The sequence below is a fragment of the Bradyrhizobium ontarionense genome, from assembly GCF_021088345.1.
Lineage (GTDB): Bacteria > Pseudomonadota > Alphaproteobacteria > Rhizobiales > Xanthobacteraceae > Bradyrhizobium > Bradyrhizobium ontarionense.
Map to the genome: position 1 here is coordinate 4382749 of NZ_CP088156.1, position 22590 is coordinate 4405338.

Genomic DNA, 22590 nt, shown 5'->3' on the forward strand with positions numbered 1-22590 from the left:
GAGCCTTCAGGCTTGAGCCGGCAGCGCGATGGTGGCGCCCGTGAGCCGGATGTGTTCGCGCATATTGCCGGGCTTGACCGCGCCGTCGGCAGCGACCTCGACCGGCGCGAGGTAGGCGCCGATGGCGCCGAGATCATCGGCCACCGCTTCGGTCAGCAGCGCCCGCGCCTCGTCCGCGGTGCGCACGATCGCGGCCTCGGTCAGCGCATCGGACCAGCTCTTGGCGCCGGTGCGGTAGATCACCGCGCCGTCCCAGGTCCGGTTCGCGGTGATGATCGAGGGACCGGTGATCTTGATCTTCTGTTGCAGCGGAGACGTCATTCAAGCAGGTTCCAGGAGTTGGGCGATCACGCGACTGAGATTCTGCTGACGCCATGGCGCAGAATGCGCCACGACGTCGCCGATGATGAGGATGGCGGGGCCGCCGTCGATTCTGGCGACGAGGTCGGGCAGCTGATCCAAGGTGCCGACAGCGGCCTGCGCATCGGCCCGCGTCACCTTGGCGAACACGCCGACCGGCGTCTGCGGCGAACGGCCGGCGGCGAGCAGGCCGGCACGCACCGCGGGCGCAGCCGTCATGCCCATGTAGACGACGACGGTCATCTTGGTGTCGGTCAGAACCGACCAGTCGACCGCCTCGGCGTCGCGCTCCTTGTGCGCGGTGAGGAAGGTGATGCGCAGCGCCTTGCTGCGGAACGTCAAAGGCACCTCGAACTGCGCGGCGGCGCCGAGGCCGGCGGTGATGCCGGGCACGATCGCGTAGGACACGCCGGCCTTGCGCAGCGCGTCAACCTCCTCGCCGCCGCGGCCGAACACGAAGCAATCGCCGCCCTTCAAGCGCACCGCGCGCTTGCCCTCGCGGGCCGCGTCGATCAAGAGCTTGTTGACGGCGTCCTGGCCGATGCCGGGCTTGCCGACCCTGCGGCCGACCGGCACGCGCGAGGCGTCGCGGCGGATGCGATCGAGAATTTCGGGCGTCACCAGCTCGTCGTAGTACACGACGTCGGCATCCTGCAGCGCGCGCAGCGCCTTGATCGTGAGCAGATCGGGATCGCCGGGACCGGCGCCGACCAGCGTGACATGACCTTCGCTGCGGCCGGCCTGATCAGCACCGGCATAGGCCGTGGGATCGCCGATGCCGTGAAGGGCCGCTTCGGCTTCCGCCTTGCGGCCGGCCAGCACCAGTGTGCCGATCGGGCCGTCGACGATGCGCTCCCAGAACCGGCGCCGCAGCGGCATCTCGGCGATGACGGGATTGATGGTCTTGCGGAACTCGCCGATGAAGCTCGCGAGCTCGCCGATCCGCGCCGGCAGCAGCGCCTCGATGCGCTCGCGGACGCGGCGCGCCACCACCGGCGAGGTGCCGCCGGTGCCGATCGCCACCACGACGTCACCGCGATCGACGATCGCGGGAAAGATGAAGCTCGAATGCGTGAGGTCGTCCATCACGTTGACGGGCAGGCCGACGGCGCGCGCCCGCGCCGACATCGCCACGCCGATATCGCCGGCGCCGGCGCACAGCACGGCGATGACGCCTGCGAGATCGGTGCTCAGCGGATCGCCGTCGACGCATTGGATCTGGCCGTGATCATCGCGCAGACCCGCAAGGTCGACATTGCCGTCGGTCGCGAACCAGCGGATGCGCGCGCCCGCCGCCAGCAGCACCCTGAGCTTGGCGCGCACCAGCTCGCCCGCGCCGACCAGGAGCACGGGACCGGTCTTCAGATCGAGAAACACCGGCAGATACTGCATCGCGTTCTTCGGCTTCGACTCTTCGGGGTTGACTGGAATTATTTTCTATATAAGTGTCACGACGCGAACGTAAAGAGAAAATTATTTCTTGGCTGCGCCATAGAATTTTCTCCTAAGCAGGCGAAGGCTGGCAGCATGCACATTCTCACCAACGACGTTTCCAGAGACCGGTTGCCTCCAGCCGAGTTTGATAAAGCATCTTCCATGCCGCGCGTTCTCCATGGGGCGGCCGCGATGGATCATCTCGATCAGCTCGAGGCGCAGAGCATTTACATTCTCCGCGAGGCCTTTGCACGGCTGAAGAAGCTGGCGCTGCTGTGGTCGCTCGGAAAAGATTCCAACGTGATGATCTGGCTGGCGCGCAAGGCCTTCTTCGGCCGCGTGCCGTTCCCGGCCATGCACGTCGATACCGGCAAGAAATTTCCGGAGATGTACGTCTTCCGCGACGCTTTCGCGAAGGAATGGGAGCTCGATCTCCGGGTCGAGCCCTGCCCGCCGATCGATGCGGTCGATCCGACCCTGCCGCCGGCGGCGCGCTCGGCCGCGCGCAAGACCGAGGGCCTGAAGATGGCGCTCGCCAAGCACGGCTTCGACGGCCTGATCGCCGGCATCCGCCGCGACGAGGAGGCGACGCGCGCCAAGGAGCGCGTGTTCTCGCCGCGCGGCGCCGAAGGCCATTGGGACGTGCGCGACCAGCCGCCGGAATTCTGGGATCACTTCAACGCCTCGCCGCCGCAGGGCGCGCATTTGCGCATCCATCCGATCCTGCATTGGACCGAGGCCGACATCTGGGCCTACACGGCGCGCGAGAACATTCCGATCATTCCCCTGTATCTGTCGCACAACGGCAAACGCTATCGCTCGCTTGGCGACCAGGACATCACCTTCCCCGTGGCGTCGAACGCCTCCAACATCCCCGAGATTCTCGCCGAGCTCGAAAGCACCAAGGTGCCGGAGCGCGCCGGCCGCGCGCTCGACCACGAGACCGAGGACGCCTTCGAGCGGCTTCGCGTCGCCGGCTATCTGTGAGCGGGAGCTTCGAGACGATGAACATGAGAGTCCCGTCAGCAGCCCCCGCCACGCCGAACGGCACCACGCGTCCGCAGGTCCGCATCGTGATCGTCGGCCATGTCGATCACGGCAAGTCGACCCTGGTCGGCCGCCTCCTGCATGAGACCGGCAGCCTGCCCGAGGGCAAGCTCGAGATGCTGCAGGCGGTGAGCGCCCGGCGCGGCATGCCGTTCGAATGGTCGTTCCTGCTCGACGCGCTGCAGACCGAGCGCGACCAGGGCATCACCATCGACACCACGCAGATCCGCTTTCGCACCAATGAGCGCGAGGTCGTGCTGATCGACGCGCCCGGCCATGCCGAATTCCTGCGCAACATGATCACCGGCGCCTCGCAGGCCGACGGCGCCGTGCTGATCATCGACGCGCTCGAAGGCGTGCGCGACCAGACCCGACGTCACGGCTATCTGCTGCATCTGCTCGGCGTGAAGCAGGTCGCGGTCGTGGTGAACAAGATGGACCGGGTCGATTTCGGCCAGGCCCGCTTCGACGAGATCAAGGCCGAGATTTCGGCCCATCTCGAGGGCCTCGGCGTCACGCCGGTCGCGGTGATCCCGATTTCCGCGCGCGACGGCGACGGCGTGGCCCAGCACACGTCGCGGATCGGCTGGTATAAGGGCCCGACCGTGGTCGAGGCGCTCGACGGCCTCGAGCCGGCGCGGCCGCTGTCGAGCCTGCCGCTGCGCCTGCCGGTGCAGGCGATCTACAAGTTCGACGACCGCCGCATCGTGGCCGGCCGCATCGAGGCCGGCGAGCTGAAGACCGGCGACGAGATCGTGATCATGCCGGCCGGCAAGATCGCCAAGATCAAGTCCGTCGAGGGCTGGCCGGCGACGCCGGTCACGACGCCGCAGGGCGCGGGGCGCTCGGTCGGCATCACGCTCGACCGCGAGCTGTTCATCGAGCGCGGCGATGTCATCGCCCATGTCGGCCGCGAGCCGCAGGCGTCGCGCCGGCTGCATGCCCGCATCTTCTGGCTGCACGACCAGCCGTTGTCGAAAGGCGACAGCATCGTGGTGCGGCTCGGCACCCGCGAGGCGCGCGGCAGCGTGGTGGCGATCGACAAGGCGGTCGATCCGGGCTCGCTGTCCAACGAGGAGAACGCCGCGATCGCGCGCAACCATGTCGGCGAGATCGAGATCGCGCTGACGCAGCCGGTCGCCATCGACCCCTACACCGAGAACGCCCGCACCGGCCGCCTCGTCATCGAGGTCCAGGGCCGCATCGCCGGCGGCGGTCTGGTGCTGACGGTCGACGCCGGCAAGCGCGCCCAGCCGGTCGACATCATGCCGGTGGAATCGGCGCTGCAGCCGCAGGAGCGTGCCGACCGCTATCGCCACAAGGGCGCGGTGGTGTGGATGACCGGCCTGCCCGGCGCCGGCAAGTCGACGCTCGCCCGCGCGCTGGAGCGGCGCCTGTTCGGCCGCGGCGGCGCCCCGGTGCTGCTCGACGGCGACACCGTGCGCGCCGGCCTCAACAAGGATCTCGGCTTCACGCCGGAGGATCGCGCCGAGAACATCCGCCGCCTCGCCGAGGTCGCGACGCATCTGGCCCGCAACGGCCACATCGCCATCGTCGCCGCGGTGTCGCCGGGGCGCGAGGACCGTGCAGCCGCGCGTCGCGTGGCCGGCGATCTGTTCCGTGAGATCTACGTCGCGACCGCCGCCGAGATCTGCGAGAGCCGCGATCCCAAGGGCCACTACGCCAAGGCCCGCGCCGGCAATCTGCAGAACTTCACCGGCATCGGCACCGACTACGAGCCGCCGCTCGATGCCGAGCTCGTGATCGACACCGCGACGCGCGGGATTGCGGACGCCACCGACGAGCTCGAGGCCCTGCTGTCCCGGACCGGCGTGCTGTTCGACGACATCGCCGATCTCGGCGCCAACATCTGAGGCAGCGCGCCATCACCTCAAGGCAGGACGGACCACGCGGTCCGTCGCAGGGACCTTCCCGCGCCGGAGGCCTGGCCGTCGCATCCGGCCCACGGCGTGGTGGTGTCGCCTGAAGGTCCCTCGTCCGTGGCGAGCCGCGCCGCGGACATGCTGCCCGGCGTGAGGCTGCAATCCACGCTGAATTCCTCGGCCGGCACGGTGAAGAACTCCGGCTGCGGCGCGTCTCGGATCATGAGGCTGACCAGGATCGAACCGAGCCGGACGGCCATGCCAAGCCGCCCGGCCTGCGAGCGGTGATCATCGGCTGATGTCCATCCGGCCAAGCGCTGCCAGCGCATCACGGGTCACAGCGCTCCGACATAGGCGGTGAGATCGTCGAGCTCGGCGTCGGTCGGCAACCGCGACTCCATCTTCTTGGCATAGAACTCCCACATCAGCTTGACGGCATCGCGCAGCGAGGCGGTGCGGCCGTCGTGGAAGTACGGCGCGGTCGAGGCCACCGCGTGCAAGGCCGGCACCTTGAACTTGCCGCCGGTGCCGATGTCGTCGCGGCTCTTCTTGTCGAAACTCGGCAACTGGTGGCAGGTGCCGCAGCCGCCATCGCCGAGATAGAGGTCGTAGCCGCGCTTCACGGCCGCGCTCGCATTCACCGTCGGCGTGCCGTCCTCCTTGATCTGCCAGCTCGTGGGATAGTTCAGCGTCCGGACATAGGCGACCAGCGCCGCCAAGGTTTCCTTCGCCGGCTCCGGCCCCTTCATGCGATTGACGATGATGCCGCGGATGCTGTCCTCGAGCGTCGGCGCCTGGCCGGCCCAGCCGAACACCGCGCGTTCGCCGACGCCCCACAAGGTCGGCGTGTTGCGGCCATTGGGATCGCCGTCGGCGACCACGTCGAGACCGACATAGGTCTTGTTGTTGGTATGCCCGGTCGAGAAGTGGCAGGTCGCGCACGACGCCTTGCCGCCGCCCGAGAGGCTGACGTCGTTGAACAGCTCCAGCCCCTTGGCGGCGAGGTCCGCCTCGGAGAGCTGTGCCGGCGGGGTCACGGCCGCCCCAACCGTGGTGGGCGGCGCCACCGGCGCATGCGTCACCGCAACGGCGGGCCGGACCTTCCGCTTCCTCGCCGCCGAGGCAACGTGCCGGACCCTGCGCCTGTGCGCAGGCTCGGCGGCGTGCACGGGTTTCGGTTTTATTGCAGCCGCAAAGATCTGCAGCAATGTCGGCCTTTCCGCAGCCGCGGCGCGATACGTCGCCGTTGACTTGTCCGCTGCGAGGGCGGGCAAGGTGAGCAGGCCGAGACACAGGATGACCGGCCGCAGCCCAGTAAACGACATCACCAACTCCTCAACCCAAACGATATGCAAGTAATTGTCGGAAGCATTTGCGACCGAAGTGGGACTAACAAGAGGCAATGCGTCGACGGAGCCGAGAGGATCGCCGACGGCCTCACCGCCTGCATGTACGAGCGCCGTCAGCGCGCGGCGCGCCCACGTCATCGCGTTGATGGTGCGCACCGAACTCCACGATCGGGTCGGTGACGATCTGCCGCCCCGCCTCCGCGGCCGGCAGGCGCGCTCCGTCCGCGCATCCTGGCCGGCGCCGCCGCCGGATGCGGACGCGCAAGCAACTGCTCAGCGCAACGATAACCCGAAGAACTACGGAAGCGCGTCGCCCGTTCGGCCGATGTCGAGGACGTGCGCGCGGGAGGGGCGATCTCCGCAAGCAGAAATTAGCACTTGATCCGCACAGTTCACGGCACGCGCATAACGCGGTCGAGGCGCATGATGGAGCATTTGGCGGCCTATTGGTCGAAGGCGGAGCTGGCGACGAATGGGATTCTGCTGCTGCATCTGATCGGTGCTGCGGCCGTCGGCCTGCTGCTGGGCTACGAGCGCACCTATCACGGGCGCGCGGCCGGCATGCGGACCTATGCGCTGGTTTGCGTCGCATCGACCTTGCTGACGGCGATCAACGGCTTTCCCGGCAGCTGGTATGGCGGCATGGCGGTGTCACCGACCGTGGCCGATCCGACGCGCGTGATCCAGGGCCTGATGACCGGCATCGGCTTCCTCGGTGCGGGCGTCATCATCAAGGACGGTTTCACCATCCGCGGCGTATCGACGGCCGCCTCGATCTGGATGACGTCGGCCATCGGCGTCATCATCGGCATCGGCTTCTACGGCACCGCGCTTTGCGCCACGGCGCTGTCCCTGGCCGCCATGACCCTGCTCGGCAAGGTCGAGCAATGGCTGCCGCATCAGACCACGCTGTCTCTGTCCCTCGTCTACCGCCACGGCTTGCAGCCGAACGAGACCGAACTGCGCGAATGCATGCGGGCCTATGGCTTCGACGTGCTGGACTGGTGCTACGAATACAGCGAGGCGAAGCGGCAATTCCATTTCGAGCTGGTGCTGCAGGCTGCCGGCCGGTTCGAGACGGCGCAGATGGCGCGTGACCTGTCGGGCGCCGAAGACGTGGTCGAATTCCGTCTGGCGCCGTCGCGCGCGTGAGCGCGGAGCAGGACAGGATCAAGGCCGGTCTGGTCTGACGCGTATCCCGACCGATACCAGCTGCGTCACGCCGGAGCAGCGCGCCCGCATCAAACTCGCCGCCGCCCACGCCGACGGCCGTTGTCAGTAGGGAGACCGGCGAGCGGATTGCAGGGCGGATGACGAACGCGTCGTCGGCGCTTTGCCATTGGCGAATGGTCATACGGTCCACGTGCATGGCGCCGCTTGCACAACTACCTCTCAGCTGTGACAATCCAAGCCGGGTCGCTGGGGGGTGACGATGGCTGCCGGACTGTTGCGGGCGCTGGTGATGGTCGGCGTGACCAGCGTGATCGGGGCGGATGTGGATAGAGCCGCGGCGCAGCCTGAGACACCACCGCCGATCGCCGAGTTCGGCGCGCTGCCCGATGCGATGATCTTCTACGTCGCCCACGGCCCGTCCGATTCCTGCGGTCCCGGCTGCGCCGACTGGATCGCCGCCGAAGGCACCATCCAGTTCGACACCTTCAAGCGGCTGATCGCGATCCTCGACCGCCAATCGGGCCGCAAGCTGCCGGTCGTCATCAACAGCCGCGGCGAAGCCAATCTCAACGTCGCGGTGAGCATGGGCCGCATCCTGCGCGACCGCGGCTTCGACACCAGCGTGGGCCGAACATTGGTCGAAGCCTGTCGCGGCAAACAGGACGGCGAATGCCTGGCGCTGAAACGTTCGGGCGGCGCCTTGGAGGCGAAGCTCGATGCCTCCAGAACGGTGTGCGAGACGTCCTGCCTGCTGATGCTGGCCGGCGGCGCGCATCGCAGCCTGCCGCCGGATACGAAGGTTGAACTCGTCGGCATGGAAATCCGCAACCGGCTCGCGCCCAACGTCTCCGCCGAGCACCGCTCCGGCCTGACCACGTATTATGGCGAGCAGGTCCGGCTCTATCTGCGCGAGATGGGCGTCGACGCCGGGCTGATCGACATCGTCGACCGCAACTGGGCCGACCGCAGACGACCCACCGAGGTGCCGCCCGCCGCCTGGCTCAAGCTCGGCCTCGTCACGTCGGGGGCGCTGTAGCACTCTACGATCGCAAAGCGCCGCCGTAAGGCGGCGCGTGCCCACCGTAGCTCACAGATGAAGTATGGTGAGCAGGCACCCCAGGCCTTTGCTTGACTTACGACCGGCCGTTGACCGCCGTAGGCGACCAGCTATGCCGCCACCGTTTTCAGTGTTATATTTTCAATCATGACAACAGCGGAAGAGATCGAAAAGGCCGTCCAGCAGCTCACGCCAGACGAGCTCGCGCGCTTTCGCGCATGGTTCGAACGGTTCGATGCTGGGTCATTTGATGCTGCGATCGAGCGCGATGCCCAGGCAGGGAAACTCGACGCCTTCGCTGACGAGGCTCTCGCGGCTCATCAGGCCGGCCACTCGCGGCAGCAGTAAATCTGCCATAGCCCGGATGAGCGCGGCGACATCCGGGGCAGGACCGGTGTACGCGAGAGCTCACGCGGGCACCCTTCACGGGTCATCCCTCATATGGGATCACCAACTCAATGTCGTTGGGCACGACGTCATAAAGGCCGACATGCTCTCCGTCAGCAAAGAACTCCACCAGATATGCCGGCGGCTTGGAGCGATGATCAATGACGATCGTTCCCCGCGCACCGATTGGGAGTGATATGGTCGGCACCGACCTGCGAAGACAGACGACATCGTACTCCCTGAACGACCGTTTCCTCCGCCCGAAGAAGGCAAGGCAAGCACGGAAAGCATGCAGCACGTGTAGCTCCGGATTAGCAAAAACGACGTCAGAGATAGGGCCCGCCTATCGCAGGAGCTCACACGAGCTAGGTCCGCGGCACCGGCGTTCGTTCGTAGAGATCGGCCACGCGGCACGATAGCCCGAACTCATGCAGCAACAGCTCTGCCTCGCGGCCCTGAAGCAGGATCGACGTCCACGCGCCGTCGACCTTGAGATCAAGCGCGACCTCCATCCGGTCCTGCGCAATGACGAGCACAGCCCGACAATGGGGATGCGTGCGATACAGCTCGCGCTTGACCTCGATCCAACGCCGGTCGGTGCCGGGCACGATCACCTCGTCGGTGTCGAAGACGATTTCGGCCAGCAGATAGGCCTTGTCGACGAAACGCTGCCCGGCGTCGTAATCGGCATCGATCACGCCGACGTCCGGCCCCGGCCTGAAGTCGCCGGTGCCGAGATCGAGACCCGGCCACTGCGTAGCCAACCATGCCGGCGCGTGCCGCGCCAGCGCGTCATTCAGCAAGCGTTCGAGGTTGCTGGCGATCTGGTTGTGGGCAATGGTCGGCGGGGTCATCATCATGGCGACACCTCCGACAAGCTCCCAGCGCTCGCGATCCGGCCGCCGCGCCTGGAAGCTGCGGAATTCCGAGGCTGACATCCGACCAGAACCACGGCCATGAACTTCAATCTGCATCGACGGTATCCAATCGTTATGAGAATAATAGCACGGAGCCTCCGCTGAGGGGAGTGCGGATCCGCAAGTCGAGTCGGCAGGGCGAACGGGATATGAGTTGTGGACAAGGCGTCTGGACGATCGGCATCGGCGGGAGGTGGCCCCAGAGTCGTGAAGCGTGCGCCTAGCGTGACCAACAAGGAAGTGAGGGTCCGGTCGTCGCGGTTAACATGGCGTGGACATAGCTCCGTTGCGCTGCGGAGGCGTGAGGATGTATTTGGTGGTGAAATCCGGCCCTGCACGCGCACGGGACGCCGCGTCCTCAAGTATAACGGGAACATAGCACTGCGCGAGATTCTTGCATGGTTCGAAACCGAACAAGGAAAGGGGCTTGCCCAGCCATAAAGCTGGATAGAATCCGCGTCATTAATCGGCTGATCCCCTACCGCATTTCAGAATCTATCGTCGCCCGCTCCGACAAACTAGCAACTGCGGTCCTTCGGCTGTTCTTTGGCCAAGACTGGATCGACCAACACATCATTGATACCCCCAAGGCCTCTTTCCTATCAGAAATCGAAGCGCCCGAGGCCCTCCGCGAGCGCCAAAGAATGCGGCGGATAATTTTGGCGGAGATGCTATTTAACCTCCAAAAAGTGGAGGGCTTTCGTTCCGTTTGGACGAAAATGCTGAATGGAGATGTGGAATCAACATATGGCGCGCTCGAAATTGCGCGGATGCTAGTGACGACGACTACAGACACCAAGCTTTGGTTTCGGTTTGTACCCGAATCTAAGATCATCAGACGGGATTATGATCTTTCGATTAGATTCTCAGATGGGGTTGCGGTGAGGGCCGAAACAAAGTGCAAAATGGAAGAGACTGAAATCACTCTGCGGACGGTACAAGAATCTCTATCGAGAGCGAAGAAGCAACTGCCCCAGCATGTCCCTGGTATGGTGTTTATCAAAATCCCCCGCGAATGGATTGATGACATAAAATTCGCAGATGACATGAGGGCCTTGGCAAGGCGCTCTATCAAGAGATCGCCATGGATCGTCTCCGTAAAATTCTATGCAGCCAGGATCGTTTATGAGCGCGACGCCGAAGGGGAAAGCACCGGCGAGATCGTTGCATTCAGCGAACATACGAACGATCATCACAAATTTCGACGATATCGCACTCGCAATTGGCACATGTTCCCGCCAACCGGCGAGGCACAACGGCCACGACAAATGAACTACAATGGCCTGCCCTCGACGTGGCAGAGGCTATTCGTTCGAAGCACAGAGCTTCCGGAATGAAGGACGACGAAATCGCGATGGCTTGGCGGCCGAACGGTGCCCGCAAAGACATCGAGCCCGTGAGCCGGATTTTGTCTAGCACTCTCGTCAAAATATTTTTCTTTCTTTTTTTCAGAAACTATGCTTATCTCTCCCCGTCCCGTCCCAATCGAGGGGCGTTTCGCGACCGTCACGGACGTCGGGTGCGGGATGCGGTGGGCGCTTTGGGCTGCGGCGTGAGCGATCATGTCGACGGACAGTCCCGAGGCGCACGGCCAAGCTGTGGGGTCCTGGCATCCCGATGCTGATGCCACGCTTGCGACAGTGCCAACGCGCTGCGCGGGCAACGGTGACCAAAAAGCCCGGCGCACCGGGGAGACCACGGAGCAACCGTAAGACCATCGCGCAGGGGAGGCCGGATGTCCGGCTCGTACCTGTGGTGACTGCCGCCTGCTTTTTTCTGCAGGCGGGCCATGGGTGCAGCCTGCACCCGGCCTTCCCTGCGCCTCTCGTTTTCGAGGGGCGGCAAGCTCGCAAAGCTCGGACGCAAACATGCGCCGCGAGAACGAAGCTTCATGAGTTGCGATCTCGATGAGACGGACGCCGCATCCACACCCACAGCCGTCATCGCCCGGCCCCGACCGGGCGATCCAGTATTCCAGAGAGGGCCTTGAGTCCTCGAAAGGCCGCGGCGTACTGGATCACCCGCCTGCGCGGGTGATGACAAATGTGGGGATGGCTGCAGGGTCGAATGCCGTGGCTATTGGCCCGTCACGGCCGATCATCCCCTCCGCCACCGGGCCAGAGCGCCTTGCGCCAGCCCCACCCCACCTTTTGCGATACCCCTCCCCCCTTCCGCTGGCCCCCGCTTTGGCGCTAAATGCACTGCACATGCCGCCCCTGAGGCGGTTTTTTCAGCATGCCCAAAACACGCGCAACGTCGCCTTTGACCTGAGAGAAACGTCTCATCATGACCCGTATCGACGCTCATGGACTGAAGATCGCCCCCGTCCTGTTCGACTTCATCGCCAAGGAGGCCGCGCCGAAGACCGGGATTGATCCGGACGCGTTCTGGGCCGGCGTCGCCGCCATCCTGCGCGATCTCGCCCCCAGGAACCGCGAGCTGCTCGCGTTCCGCGACGCGCTGCAGGACAAGATCGACGCCTGGCACCTCGCCAACAAGGGCAAGGCGTTCGACCTTGGCGCCTACACGGCGTTTTTGAAGGAGATCGGCTATCTCCTGCCCGAGCCGGCCACGCACAAGGTCGAGACCACCCATGTGGACGAGGAGATCGGCCAGATCTGCGGCCCGCAGCTGGTGGTGCCGCTAACCAACGCCCGCTATGCGCTGAACGCGGCCAATGCGCGCTGGGGCTCGCTCTATGACGCCTTCTACGGCACCGACGCCATCCCGCATGATCCGAGCGAAGGTGGAAAAGGCTACAACAAGGCGCGCGGCGACAAGGTGATCGCCAAGGCCAAGGCCTTCCTCGACGCAGCCGTGCCGCTCGCCACCGGCAGCCACACCGACGTCACCGCCTACAGCGTCATCGCCGGCCAGCTCTCGGCCAAGCTCAAGAGCGGCAACGCCACCGCGCTCAAGACCGCGACGCAGTTCGCAGGCTTCCACGGCACGGCTGACGCGCCGAGCGTGATCCTGCTCGCCAACAATGGGCTCCATGTCGAGGTGGTGATCGATCGCAGCCACATCATCGGCAAGGACGATCCGGCGGGGGTCGCCGACATGATCCTGGAGGCCGCGGTCTCGACCATCCTCGACATGGAGGACTCGGTCGCCGCCGTCGACGCCGAGGACAAGGTGCTGATCTATCGCAACACGCTCGGCCTGATGAACGGCACGCTGTCCGCCGATTTCGAAAAGGGCGGCAAGACGCTGACCCGCGCGCTGAACGGCGACCGCAGCTACACGACGCCGTCCAGCGGCACCCTGACCCTGCACGGCCGCAGCCTGCTGCTGATCCGGAACTGCGGGCATCACATGTTCACCGATGCCGTGCTCGACGCCTCGGGCGAGGAAGTGCCGGAGGGCATCCTCGATGCCGCCGTCACAGGCCTGCTGGCGATCCACGACCTCAAGGGCCAGTCGAAGGTCAAGAACAGCCGCACCGGCTCGATCTACATCGTCAAGCCGAAGATGCACGGCCCCGACGAGGTGGCGCTGACCGTCGAACTGTTTTCCCGCGTCGAGAAGCTGCTCGGCCTGCCGGAGAACACGATGAAGGTCGGCATCATGGACGAGGAGCGCCGCACCACGGTCAACCTCAAGGCCTGCATCCAGGCGGCGTCCAAGCGCATCATGTTCATCAACACCGGCTTCCTCGATCGCACCGGCGACGAGATCCATACCTCGATGGAAGCGGGTCCGATGATCCGCAAGAACGAGATGCGGGCGCAGCCCTGGATCAAGGCCTATGAAGACTGGAACGTCGACATCGGCCTGACCTGTGGCCTGCCCGGCCACGCCCAGATCGGCAAGGGCATGTGGGCCGCGCCGGACAAGATGGCCGACATGCTGACGCAGAAGATCGGCCATCCGCAGGCCGGCGCCACCACCGCCTGGGTGCCGTCGCCGACGGCGGCGACGCTGCACGCTCTGCACTATCACCAGGTCAACGTTCACGCCCGCCAGGACGAGCTCACCAAGGGCGGCCCGCGCGCCAAGCTCGGCGACATCCTCACCATCCCGGTGTCGCAGTCGAACTGGGCGCCCGACGACGTACGCCAGGAGATCGACAACAACTGCCAGGGCATCCTCGGCTATGTCGTGCGCTGGATCGACCAGGGCGTCGGCTGCTCCAAGGTGCCTGATATCCACGATGTCGGCCTGATGGAGGACCGCGCGACGTTGCGCATCTCCAGCCAGCATCTCGCCAACTGGCTGCACCATGGCGTGGTCACCAAGGAGCAGGTGCTGGACTCGCTGAAGCGCATGGCTGTCGTGGTCGACAAGCAGAATGCCGGCGATCCGCTCTATCAGCCGATGGCGCCGTCGTTCGACGGCGTCGCCTTCCAGGCGGCAAGCGACCTCGTGTTCAAGGGCCGCACCCAGCCCAACGGCTACACCGAATACATCCTCACCGCGCGCCGCCGCGAGGCCAAAGCGCAGGCCTGATGCGAAAAGCCCCGGCGATTTTGCCGGGGCTTTTTTTGATCAGCGAGAGGTAACATGATCCTGATCATATCACAGCGATGTAGCGAAGCAGCGAGATCACGCCGAGCACGATCACCACGACGCGGCAGATCTGCTTGGCCCGGCCGTCGAGCGGCAGCAGGTTGATCAGATAGAGGATGAGAATGACGACGAGAAAGGTGACGAGAACACTGATGAGCATGGAAAGGCCCCTGGACGAGATGGAAGATGCGCTGGCTAGGACTCATTAACCCCTAGATGCCACGCCGGTTCCATGCCCGGAACTTGAGCAGCGGCGGGGTTCGTCTCCGTAGTTGCACGGAGGCCACACTCATCCAAGTTTTTACCGGTTTGCGGTCGAATGCAGTGAATCGGAGATCAACATGCTGAACCGCCTGACCATTTCTTCGCTGCTGAAGACGGTGATCGTCACGGCCGCCCTGGCCGTGGTCGCCATCTTTTCGCTGAACGCATGGAATTCCTGGAACCGGCTGCAATCCGCCCATCGGATTGCGCGGGTTGCCGAGGTGTCGGGCAGCATGTTCAAGGCCATGAACAGCATGCGCAGCGACCGTTCGACCACGATCCGGGTTCTGAACGCAGACCAGGCGATGGATGGCAATACCGAAAAATTTCTGCGCTCGGCCCGCGACATCTACGTACCCGCGCTGAATCGCAGCCTGGAGCTGCTGCTGGGCGTCGATTTCGCGGAAAGTCAGAGTCTGATCGCCCAGCTTGATCGGCTCAACAAGACCCTGACCGCCGAGCACACCGAATTCTGGTCCGAGATCGTCAAGCCGAAGGCAGCCCGCCGGGCGGCCCTGGCGAAGGAATATGGCGAGACGTTCGACACGCTGCTGGCCCTGCTCGACAAGATCGCGGGAAATGTCGCCGCCAGCGTCAATCATCAGAGCGCGACCATCGATCAGTTGCTGATGATCAAGCAGATGGCCTGGCTGATGCGCAACACGGCCGGTGAGGCGTCCCTCATCGTCAGCAATGGGCTGACGGCCGGCAAGGTGTCGCCCGAGTTGGTGCTCGCCTATAATAAGCTCGTGGGTGGCGTCGAGACCGGATGGAAGGCGGTCCAGCTCGCCACCTCCGGCATGGAGTTGCCGCCGCCGCTCGCTGCAGCGATGGTGAGCACGGACAAGGCGTATTTCGGTCCGGAATACACCGGCCTTCGCGAACGTCTGATGGCAGCGTTGCAGAAAGGCGAGAAACCCGAGCTGACGCCGTATCAGTGGAGTCCGTTCTCGGTGAACAAGATGACGAGCGCGGTCGCCCTGGCGGAGGCGGCGCTCGACGCCGCCAGGGAGCATTCCAGCGCGCAGCAGGACGCAGCGATGCAGTCGCTGGTCCTGCAGCTGGTGCTGCTGCTCACCGCCGTCGTCGTGAGCGGCGCGGCAATGGCCGCCGTCAGCGGCCGCGTCATCCGGCCGCTGCACCGGATGCGCGACGCCATGCTTGCGGTCGCGGGCGGCGACCTCGGCATCGACACGGGCTACACCGAGCGGCAGGACGAGATCGGCGCTCTCGCCAATGCGCTCGAGACGTTCAAGCAGCAGGCCAGGGAGAAGCTCACCATCGAGGCCCAGGAACGCGAGCGCAACGCCGCCACAGGGGCGCGGCAGCGCGCGATCGAGACCTATGTCGCGGACTTCGAAGGGTTGGTGCGCGGGTCGCTGGAGCAGCTTGGCCAAGCATCCACCGACATGCAGGCGACGTCAGCCGGCCTCACCAACGTGTCGCGGCAGACCAACGCCCGCGCCGAGGTCGCCGAGAAGGCTTCGAACGACGCCTCGATGAGCGTGCAGACGGTCGCCTCCGCCGCGGAGGAGCTGAATGCCTCGATCGCCGACATCTCAAAGCAGGCCTCGCATGCGGCCGGGATCGCCAGCCGCGCCGTCGAACAGGCGCGCATGACCGACGGCACCGTGCAGGGGCTGGCGCAGTCGGCGAACCGTATCGGCGAGGTCGTCGGCCTCATCAACAGCATCGCATCGCAGACCAACCTGCTTGCGCTCAACGCGACCATCGAGGCGGCGCGCGCCGGCGAGACGGGCAAGGGCTTTGCCGTCGTCGCCTCCGAGGTCAAGACGCTGGCGAGCCAGACCGCCAAGGCGACCGACGAGATTTCCGAGCAGATCGCCGACATCCAGCGCGTCGCCAATGATGCGATCGACGCGATCAAGCGCATCGGCGGCATCATCGGCGAGGTCAACGAGGTCGCCACCGCGATCGCCGCCGCCGTGCAGGAGCAGGGCGCGGCGACGCAGGAGATTTCGCGCAGCACCCAGTTCGCAGCCGACGGCACCAAGAACGTCTCCGACAACATCACCGGCGTGAAGTCGGACGCCGACGCGGCGGCGGCAGCTGCCGAGAACGTGCGGCACGCGTCCGAAACACTGGAGAACCAGAGCCGGAACCTCGGTCATCAGGTCACGGATTTCCTCGGCAAGATCCGCGCGGCCTGAGACGCCACGCGAGTCATCCGGACCTGGCGGTAACGGAAGCGTCTCGGAGAACGTCAGCGCATTCTGATGAACTTCTTTACAACTATCACGTCGAATGCCGAGGAGGTTCGAGAGATCCATGCTTAATCGCTTTACCGTCGCCGCGGTGCTCAAAACCGTGATCACGATTTCCGCGCTGATCGTCATCAGCAACTTTGCCTGGAATTCCTGGGATTCGTGGAGACGGCTGCAGGTCACCGGCCACATCGTCAAGGTCACCGACGCCTCCGCGCTTCTGTTCACGGCAATGACCAGTCTGCGCAGCGATCGATCGACCACTCCCCGCGTGCTCAATGCCGAACAGGCGATGGAGCCGGCAGCCGAGAAATATCTGCGCACGCTGCGCGAGACCGAAATGCCGGCGCTGGCGCGCGCCCGCGAACTGCTGCCGGCCATTGAATTCGCACAAAGCCAGTCACTCGTCCCGGAGCTCGAGGGTCTCGAGAAGGCCCTCCTGGCCTATCAAACCGAGTTCTGGAACGAAATCGCCAAGCCGAAATCCTCGCGTCGTCTGGCGCTCGCCGACAACTATGTGCAGACCGTCAGCGCCATGCTGACGACACTTGACAAGATCAGCACGGCACTGGTCACGAGCGTCAATCATCAGGATGCCGCGATCGACCAGCTGTTGTCGATCAAGCAATTCGCCTGGCTGTTGCGCAGCGTCGCGGGCGAGGCATCGTCGATCGTCGGCAATGCGATCAATGCGGGACGCATCGCGCCGGAGAATCAACTCGCCTATCAGAAACTCATGGGTGGAGCTGAGGCGAGCTGGACCGCGCTGCAACTCTCGACGGCAGCCATGGAGCTGCCTCCCACCCTCTCGACGGCTCTCAAAGCCGCGCAAACCGCCTATTTCGAGCCGCAGTATGTGGGGCTCGCGGACCGGCTCATTGCAACGGTCGCGAAAGGCGAGAAGCCGGAGATCACGACCACGCAATGGAGCCCGTTGGCGGTCGGACGGATGGCTAGCGCGATCACGGTTGCGGATGCAGCGCTCGATGCGGCCAAACAGCAAGCCAGCGCCCAGAATGCCGCAGCCCTGCGTTCGCTCCTGCTGCAGTCTTCGCTGCTCATCCTGGCGGTGATCGCCGCCGTCGGCGCCATCATGGCCATCAGCCGGCACGTGATTGTCCCGCTTCACAACATGCGTGACGCGATGCTGAAGGTGGCGTCGGGCGATCTTGCCGTCAATACTGGCTACACCCAGCGGCAGGATGAGATCGGCGCGCTGGCTGGTGCGCTCGAGACATTCAAGCAGCAGGCCAGGGAGAAGCTCGCCATCGAGGCCCAGGAGCGCGAACGCAATGCCGCCACAGGGGCGCGGCAGCGCGCGATCGAGACCTACGTCGCCGAGTTCGAAAGTCTGGTACGCGGGTCGCTGGAGCAGCTCGGCCAGGCGTCCACCGACATGCAGGCAACGTCGGCCGGCCTCACCAACGTGTCGCGGCAGACCAACACCCGCGCCGAAGTCGCCGAAAAGGCCTCGAACGACGCCTCGATGAGCGTGCAGACGGTCGCCTCCGCCGCGGAGGAGCTGAATGCCTCGATCGCCGACATCTCAAAGCAGGCCTCGCATGCGGCCGGGATCGCCAGCCGCGCCGTCGAACAGGCGCGCATGACCGACGGCACCGTGCAGGGGCTGGCGCAATCGGCCAACCGTATCGGCGAGGTCGTCGGCCTCATCAACAGCATCGCGTCGCAGACCAATCTGCTCGCGCTCAACGCGACCATCGAGGCGGCGCGCGCCGGCGAGACGGGCAAGGGCTTTGCCGTCGTCGCCTCCGAGGTCAAGACACTGGCGAGCCAGACCGCGAAGGCAACCGACGAGATTTCCGAGCAGATCGCCGACATCCAGCGCGTCGCCAATGATGCGATCGACGCGATCCAGCGCATCGGCGGCATCATCGCCGAGGTCAACGAGGTCGCCACCGCGATCGCCGCCGCCGTGCAGGAGCAGGGCGCGGCGACGCAGGAGATTTCGCGCAGCACCCAGTTCGCAGCCGACGGCACCAAGAACGTCTCCGACAACATCACCGGCGTGAAGTCGGACGCCGACGCGGCGGCGGCAGCTGCCGAGAACGTGCGGCACGCATCCGAAACACTGGAGAACCAGAGCCGGAACCTCGGTCATCAGGTCACGGATTTCCTCGGCAAGATCCGCGCGGCCTGAGCAGGCTTCGCGGAGTTCAGTCGGACGCCAGCACGGGCACGCGCTCATATTTCGCGCGCAGCGATGCCGGCGCCGGAGAGAAGTTCAGCTCGGCGCGCTTGCCGCTGCTGCGACCAGCGACCTTGAGGCCGTCGTCGCTGGCGACGACGTCGCCCTTGCGCAAGGTCGGGTCGTTGTCGATCGACACCTTGGCGAGACCGAAATGGTCCTTGCCGTTGCAGGTGCAGCCGTCGACGACGTCGGTGCGATAGCGGAATGCATTCGGCAGCGCCGAATACGGCTTGCCGCCGTCGGTCGCGGCGCCGTCGATGGAGCTGCCATAGACGATCTCGGTCTTGGCTGCGGGACAAAAGCTGTTGCACGCCCCCTCCTTGCTCTGGTCGCCGGTGGCGCCGAGCGGGAAGTAGCGACCGTCGCAGGTCCGGACGCACCACGCCTGGCTGCCGCCGCCCCGATAGGCAACGTCGCCGCGCGGTGCCGGACGCGGCGCGGGCGCCTCGTCCGCGAACGGCATTCGGACGTAAGGCTGCGGCGCCGACCGCGGTGGCGCGTTGGAGCCGCCGAACAGCGCAGAGATGAAATCCTGCGCCTGCGCCGTCGTCGGACCCAGCAGCGCGCCCGCGGTTGCCATGGTTGTCACCGCGATCGCGGCGAATGCCCGTCGGCCGTTCATGCTGTCTCTCCCTGGCGTCAGTTAACGGCCGCAACCGGCAGCGACATCGCCTGCCGCCCGGACGGCAAGGAGGTCACGCGCGGCGCAACTCTCTGCCCGCGGTCGGGCATGGCGCGAGCCTGCAGCGACGCACTCTTCGGCAGCACGACGACCTTCGTGCCGAGCTGCACGCGGCTGAACAGGTCGGCGACGTCCTCGTTGGTGAGCCGGATGCAGCCGGACGACACGAACTTGCCGATCGTGGTCGGATCGTTGGTGCCATGGATGCGGTATTCACTGGAGCCGAGATACATCGCGCGCGCCCCGAGCGGGTTGCCCGGTCCACCGGCCATGAAGCGCGGCAGATAGGGCTGGCGCGCGATCATCTGTGCGGGCGGATGCCAGTCGGGCCATTCCGCCTTGCGCGTGATCGTCTGCACGCCCGACCACGTGAAGCCTTCGCGACCGACGCCGACGCCGTAGCGCAGCGCGCGACCGCCGCCGAGCACGTAGTACAGATAGGTGTTGCCGGTATCGATGATGATCGTGCCAGGCGCCTCGCGCCTGTCGTAATTGACAATCGTGCGGCGCAGCCGATCCGGCAGCAGAGCGTCCTCATCCTGCGCGACCGCGGGGGCGGCCGTGTCGTCGGGCGGAAACGTCTGCTGCTCGGCCGGCGCGTATCCCAGGCTCTGAGCGTGAGCCGCAGTCAGGCCAAGTGCGACCAGGACCAGGGCAACGCCGGCGATCAATGATGCGGTTCGACGCGACAAGCTGCGATCGCCCGTAACTGGCTGTGTCATGGAATGCCCCTCTCAGACGAGCATCGCGGTGCGATGCGCCACTGGGTATCCAACGTCAGATGGCTCGCTTCAGTTCCGGGTCGAATGTGGTGGGATCGCGCGCGTCAAGCGCGCAGTTCTCACGTCCTCGCGACGGAACCCACAGCGGCCTCGTCGGTTGTTGCGCGAGCAGGACGTCACGCGAGCGAGCTGCGCGCGTAAGGGTCCGTCCGGGGAGAACCCATGGTGCGCGTAATTCCCACCGAGCGGCTCCTGGCCGGCGGCAATGACGGCTCTGCCCTGAACGAAAGCCGCAACGAATTACCTCCCGTGATCAGAAGGGCAGAGGTTGTCGCGATCACCCTTGTGATTCTCGCGTCAATCTGCGTCACCGGCGTCCTCTACGTCGCCAAGGCGTTCTTTCTCCCGATCGTGATGGCCTTCGTCGTCGGGACGATGCTGTCGCCGGCTGCGAATTTCCTGGAACGGCGTCGTATTCCACGCAGCGTAGGCGCCGTGCTGATCGTGATCGGTGTTGCGGCGGGCCTGGCTTTCATCATCGGCCTGATCTCGGCGCCGGTGCTGGACTGGACAAACCGCCTTCCGGAGCTCGCTGCGCAGCTCAAGGCCAAGCTCCACGTCTTCGATCGTCTGTTGTCATTGTGGCATGAGATGCAGACGGCGATCGGGGGCGGAAGCGCGCAAGCCTCAACCAGCCTGGAGCTACCGAAATTCGACTGGGTCCAACCCACGATCGAATTCCTTTCGCCGACCTTCACCGAGTTCCTGCTGTTCTTCGCGACGCTCGTTCTGTTCATCGCGAGTTGGCGCGATCTGCGGCGCACGCTGATCATGACGTTCGGCGATCACGCTGCGCGGCTGCGGACGCTCCGGATCCTCAACGAGCTCGAGCTGCATCTCGGCAACTACCTGCTGACCGTCACGCTCATCAACACCGGGGTCGGCGTCGCCACCGGGCTCACCTGCGCCCTGACCGGCATGCCCAATCCGGCAGGTCTCGGCGCGCTCGCCGCGACACTGAACTTCATTCCGATCGTCGGCCCGATCGCCATGTTCGCCGTGCTGATCCTGGTCGGCGCGATTGCGTTTCCGACATTGAGCGGCGGACTGGCCGCGCCACTCATCTTCGCCGGCATCACCTTCATCGAGGGCCACTTCGTGACCCCGACGATCATCGGCAGACGGCTCGCGCTGAACGCGCTGGCCGTCTTCATTGCACTTGCGTTCTGGACCTGGCTGTGGGGCCCGATGGGAGCCTTTCTCGCGTCACCGCTCCTGATCGTCGGACTCATCATGAAGGATCATCTGCTGCCGGACGATTCGCCGCAACTGCCTCCCGACTAATTCGGTTTCAATCGAGGAACTTCCGCTCACAGGCCGCGTTTTTGGAGCTGACGCACTTCATCTTGCCCGTCATCTTGCCCGGGAGCCCCGAATGCCGACGACCGATGGTGAGACTGCCATGAGAGACCTTGCCGACAAAGCGAACTACGAACGCCTACAGAAGGATGTCCACGCCGTGAAGAACGATATTGCTGCCCTCACTGAACAGATCACCGACGCGCTCAATGCCTTCGCCGGTCAGGCAGGCAAGCAGGCCCGCAGCGGCTATCGCCAGGCGCGCGAGAACGCAGACCAGGCGTTCGACGACATGTCGGAGCGCGGCAGCGCCATGCTCGGCGCGGCCCATGACGCCGCGAATTCATTGGAAGAACGGCTGGAGGACGTCGTCTCGCAGCGACCGCTGGCCACCGTGGGTCTTGCGCTCGGGCTCGGCTTCCTGATCGGCGCGGCGTGGCGCCGCTGAGCGCCGCACGCGGTGCCTCCCGCGATCTTGACGACGCATCAAGATATTCTCGGCGCCGGCTTCGGCGCCGATTTGAATTTGGCGACCAGGCCAACATCCACGAGACGCGGGGACGACTGACATGCTTCAACGGATGATCGCAGACTTCAAGGAATCGACTGGCCACACCGTCCGGCTGACCTCCCTCGCACTGGCCGCCGCGACCGGTCTGTTCGTCACGACCTGCTTTCTGTGCGCTGCCGCCTTTGTGGCGGTCTTGAACCGATATGGGCTGGTGGCTGCATGTCTCACCGGAGCGGCGATCTTCTTCGTCGTGACCTTGATCGCGGCCATCAGCTACCTGGTTCGGAAGCGCGCGCTTGCGCGCGCGTCACACACGGCAGAAGCCGCGCGCTCTGCGGCCAACTCCCTGCTCGCGGATCCGATCCTGTTGGCCGGCGGGCTGGAGGTGGTGCGGATGATCGGCATCAAGCGATTGATCCCCATCCTCGCAATCGGAGGGCTTGCGCTTGGTTTCCTCGTCAGCCGGCAGGCCGCGGGAGGCCAAAGTCCGGCAGAATGAATG

Annotated in this window: 20 protein-coding genes; 11 read left to right on the top strand and 9 right to left on the bottom strand. The window is 65.3% G+C overall.

Annotation, left to right across the window (positions count from 1 at the left end):
- Positions 1-6: 6 nt before the first annotated feature.
- A complete protein-coding gene (locus tag LQG66_RS19455; protein ID WP_231317304.1) occupies positions 7-321 on the bottom strand; it encodes a DUF2849 domain-containing protein in 315 nt (104 codons plus the stop codon).
- Positions 322-1752, bottom strand: coding sequence for a siroheme synthase CysG (cysG, locus tag LQG66_RS19460; protein WP_231317305.1), 1431 nt, complete (start codon positions 1750-1752; stop codon positions 322-324). It lies immediately after the preceding gene.
- Between the two features lie 234 nt (positions 1753-1986).
- On the opposite strand from cysG, the gene cysD reads away from it, so the two are divergent.
- Positions 1987-2781, top strand: a complete 795-nt coding sequence (gene cysD, locus LQG66_RS19465) for a sulfate adenylyltransferase subunit CysD (RefSeq protein WP_345778966.1) — start codon at positions 1987-1989, stop codon at positions 2779-2781.
- Positions 2782-2798: 17 nt separating this feature from the next.
- Positions 2799-4715 carry an adenylyl-sulfate kinase gene (cysC, locus tag LQG66_RS19470; RefSeq protein ID WP_231317307.1) on the top strand — a complete coding sequence of 639 codons (1917 nt, stop codon included), beginning with the start codon at positions 2799-2801 and terminating at the stop codon, positions 4713-4715.
- Positions 4716-4732: 17 nt separating this feature from the next.
- On the opposite strand, the gene LQG66_RS19475 is transcribed toward cysC, so the two are convergent.
- Both LQG66_RS19475 and LQG66_RS19480 read right to left on the bottom strand, forming a co-directional pair.
- Positions 4733-5056, bottom strand: coding sequence for a hypothetical protein (locus tag LQG66_RS19475; protein ID WP_231317308.1), 324 nt, complete (start codon positions 5054-5056; stop codon positions 4733-4735).
- 3 nt (positions 5057-5059) lie between these two features.
- Positions 5060-6049, bottom strand: a complete 990-nt coding sequence (locus tag LQG66_RS19480; RefSeq protein ID WP_231317309.1) for a cytochrome-c peroxidase — start codon at positions 6047-6049, stop codon at positions 5060-5062.
- Positions 6050-6496: 447 nt separating this feature from the next.
- On the opposite strand from LQG66_RS19480, the gene LQG66_RS19485 reads away from it, so the two are divergent.
- The gene (locus LQG66_RS19485; protein ID WP_231317310.1) at positions 6497-7225 is read left to right on the top strand and encodes an MgtC/SapB family protein; all 729 of its coding nucleotides are present in this window, start codon (positions 6497-6499) and stop codon (positions 7223-7225) included.
- 310 nt (positions 7226-7535) lie between these two features.
- Positions 7536-8282 carry a hypothetical protein gene (locus tag LQG66_RS19490; RefSeq protein ID WP_231327857.1) on the top strand — a complete coding sequence of 249 codons (747 nt, stop codon included), beginning with the start codon at positions 7536-7538 and terminating at the stop codon, positions 8280-8282.
- 451 nt (positions 8283-8733) lie between these two features.
- Here LQG66_RS19490 and LQG66_RS37445 read toward each other — a convergent pair whose 3' ends face one another.
- The gene (locus LQG66_RS37445; protein ID WP_425601227.1) at positions 8734-8988 is read right to left on the bottom strand and encodes a DUF4926 domain-containing protein; all 255 of its coding nucleotides are present in this window, start codon (positions 8986-8988) and stop codon (positions 8734-8736) included.
- A 67-nt stretch (positions 8989-9055) separates the two neighbouring features.
- Positions 9056-9664, bottom strand: a complete 609-nt coding sequence (locus LQG66_RS19495) for a Uma2 family endonuclease (RefSeq protein ID WP_231317311.1) — start codon at positions 9662-9664, stop codon at positions 9056-9058.
- Between the two features lie 341 nt (positions 9665-10005).
- Here LQG66_RS19495 and LQG66_RS19500 point away from each other — a divergent pair, with 341 nt between their 5' ends.
- Positions 10006-10944, top strand: a complete 939-nt coding sequence (locus LQG66_RS19500; protein WP_231317312.1) for a hypothetical protein — start codon at positions 10006-10008, stop codon at positions 10942-10944.
- 949 nt (positions 10945-11893) lie between these two features.
- Positions 11894-14056, top strand: a complete 2163-nt coding sequence (locus tag LQG66_RS19505) for a malate synthase G (protein ID WP_231317313.1) — start codon at positions 11894-11896, stop codon at positions 14054-14056.
- Positions 14057-14120: 64 nt separating this feature from the next.
- Here the strand turns inward: LQG66_RS19505 and LQG66_RS19510 are convergent, their stop codons facing one another.
- The gene (locus LQG66_RS19510; protein WP_231317314.1) at positions 14121-14276 is read right to left on the bottom strand and encodes a Thivi_2564 family membrane protein; all 156 of its coding nucleotides are present in this window, start codon (positions 14274-14276) and stop codon (positions 14121-14123) included.
- A 181-nt stretch (positions 14277-14457) separates the two neighbouring features.
- Between LQG66_RS19510 and LQG66_RS19515 the strand changes: the two genes are divergently transcribed.
- Together LQG66_RS19515 and LQG66_RS19520 are read left to right on the top strand one after the other, a co-directional pair.
- The gene (locus LQG66_RS19515) at positions 14458-16551 is read left to right on the top strand and encodes a methyl-accepting chemotaxis protein (protein WP_231317315.1); all 2094 of its coding nucleotides are present in this window, start codon (positions 14458-14460) and stop codon (positions 16549-16551) included.
- 118 nt (positions 16552-16669) lie between these two features.
- Complete coding sequence (locus LQG66_RS19520; RefSeq protein WP_231317316.1) at positions 16670-18763, top strand: methyl-accepting chemotaxis protein; 2094 nt, start codon at positions 16670-16672, stop codon at positions 18761-18763.
- Positions 18764-18779: 16 nt separating this feature from the next.
- On the opposite strand, the gene LQG66_RS19525 is transcribed toward LQG66_RS19520, so the two are convergent.
- Together LQG66_RS19525 and LQG66_RS19530 are read right to left on the bottom strand one after the other, a co-directional pair.
- Complete coding sequence (locus LQG66_RS19525; RefSeq protein ID WP_231317317.1) at positions 18780-19436, bottom strand: DUF2865 domain-containing protein; 657 nt, start codon at positions 19434-19436, stop codon at positions 18780-18782.
- Positions 19437-19453: 17 nt separating this feature from the next.
- Positions 19454-20218 carry a L,D-transpeptidase gene (locus LQG66_RS19530; protein ID WP_231317318.1) on the bottom strand — a complete coding sequence of 255 codons (765 nt, stop codon included), beginning with the start codon at positions 20216-20218 and terminating at the stop codon, positions 19454-19456.
- A 225-nt stretch (positions 20219-20443) separates the two neighbouring features.
- Here LQG66_RS19530 and LQG66_RS19535 point away from each other — a divergent pair, with 225 nt between their 5' ends.
- The 3 genes from LQG66_RS19535 to LQG66_RS19545 all read left to right on the top strand — a co-directional run bounded on the left by LQG66_RS19535 (position 20444) and on the right by LQG66_RS19545 (position 22587).
- A complete protein-coding gene (locus tag LQG66_RS19535; RefSeq protein ID WP_231327858.1) occupies positions 20444-21562 on the top strand; it encodes an AI-2E family transporter in 1119 nt (372 codons plus the stop codon).
- 91 nt (positions 21563-21653) lie between these two features.
- Positions 21654-22025 carry an ElaB/YgaM/YqjD family protein gene (locus LQG66_RS19540; protein WP_231317319.1) on the top strand — a complete coding sequence of 124 codons (372 nt, stop codon included), beginning with the start codon at positions 21654-21656 and terminating at the stop codon, positions 22023-22025.
- A 121-nt stretch (positions 22026-22146) separates the two neighbouring features.
- Positions 22147-22587, top strand: a complete 441-nt coding sequence (locus LQG66_RS19545) for a hypothetical protein (protein WP_231317320.1) — start codon at positions 22147-22149, stop codon at positions 22585-22587.
- The last annotated feature ends 3 nt before the right edge of the window (positions 22588-22590 follow it).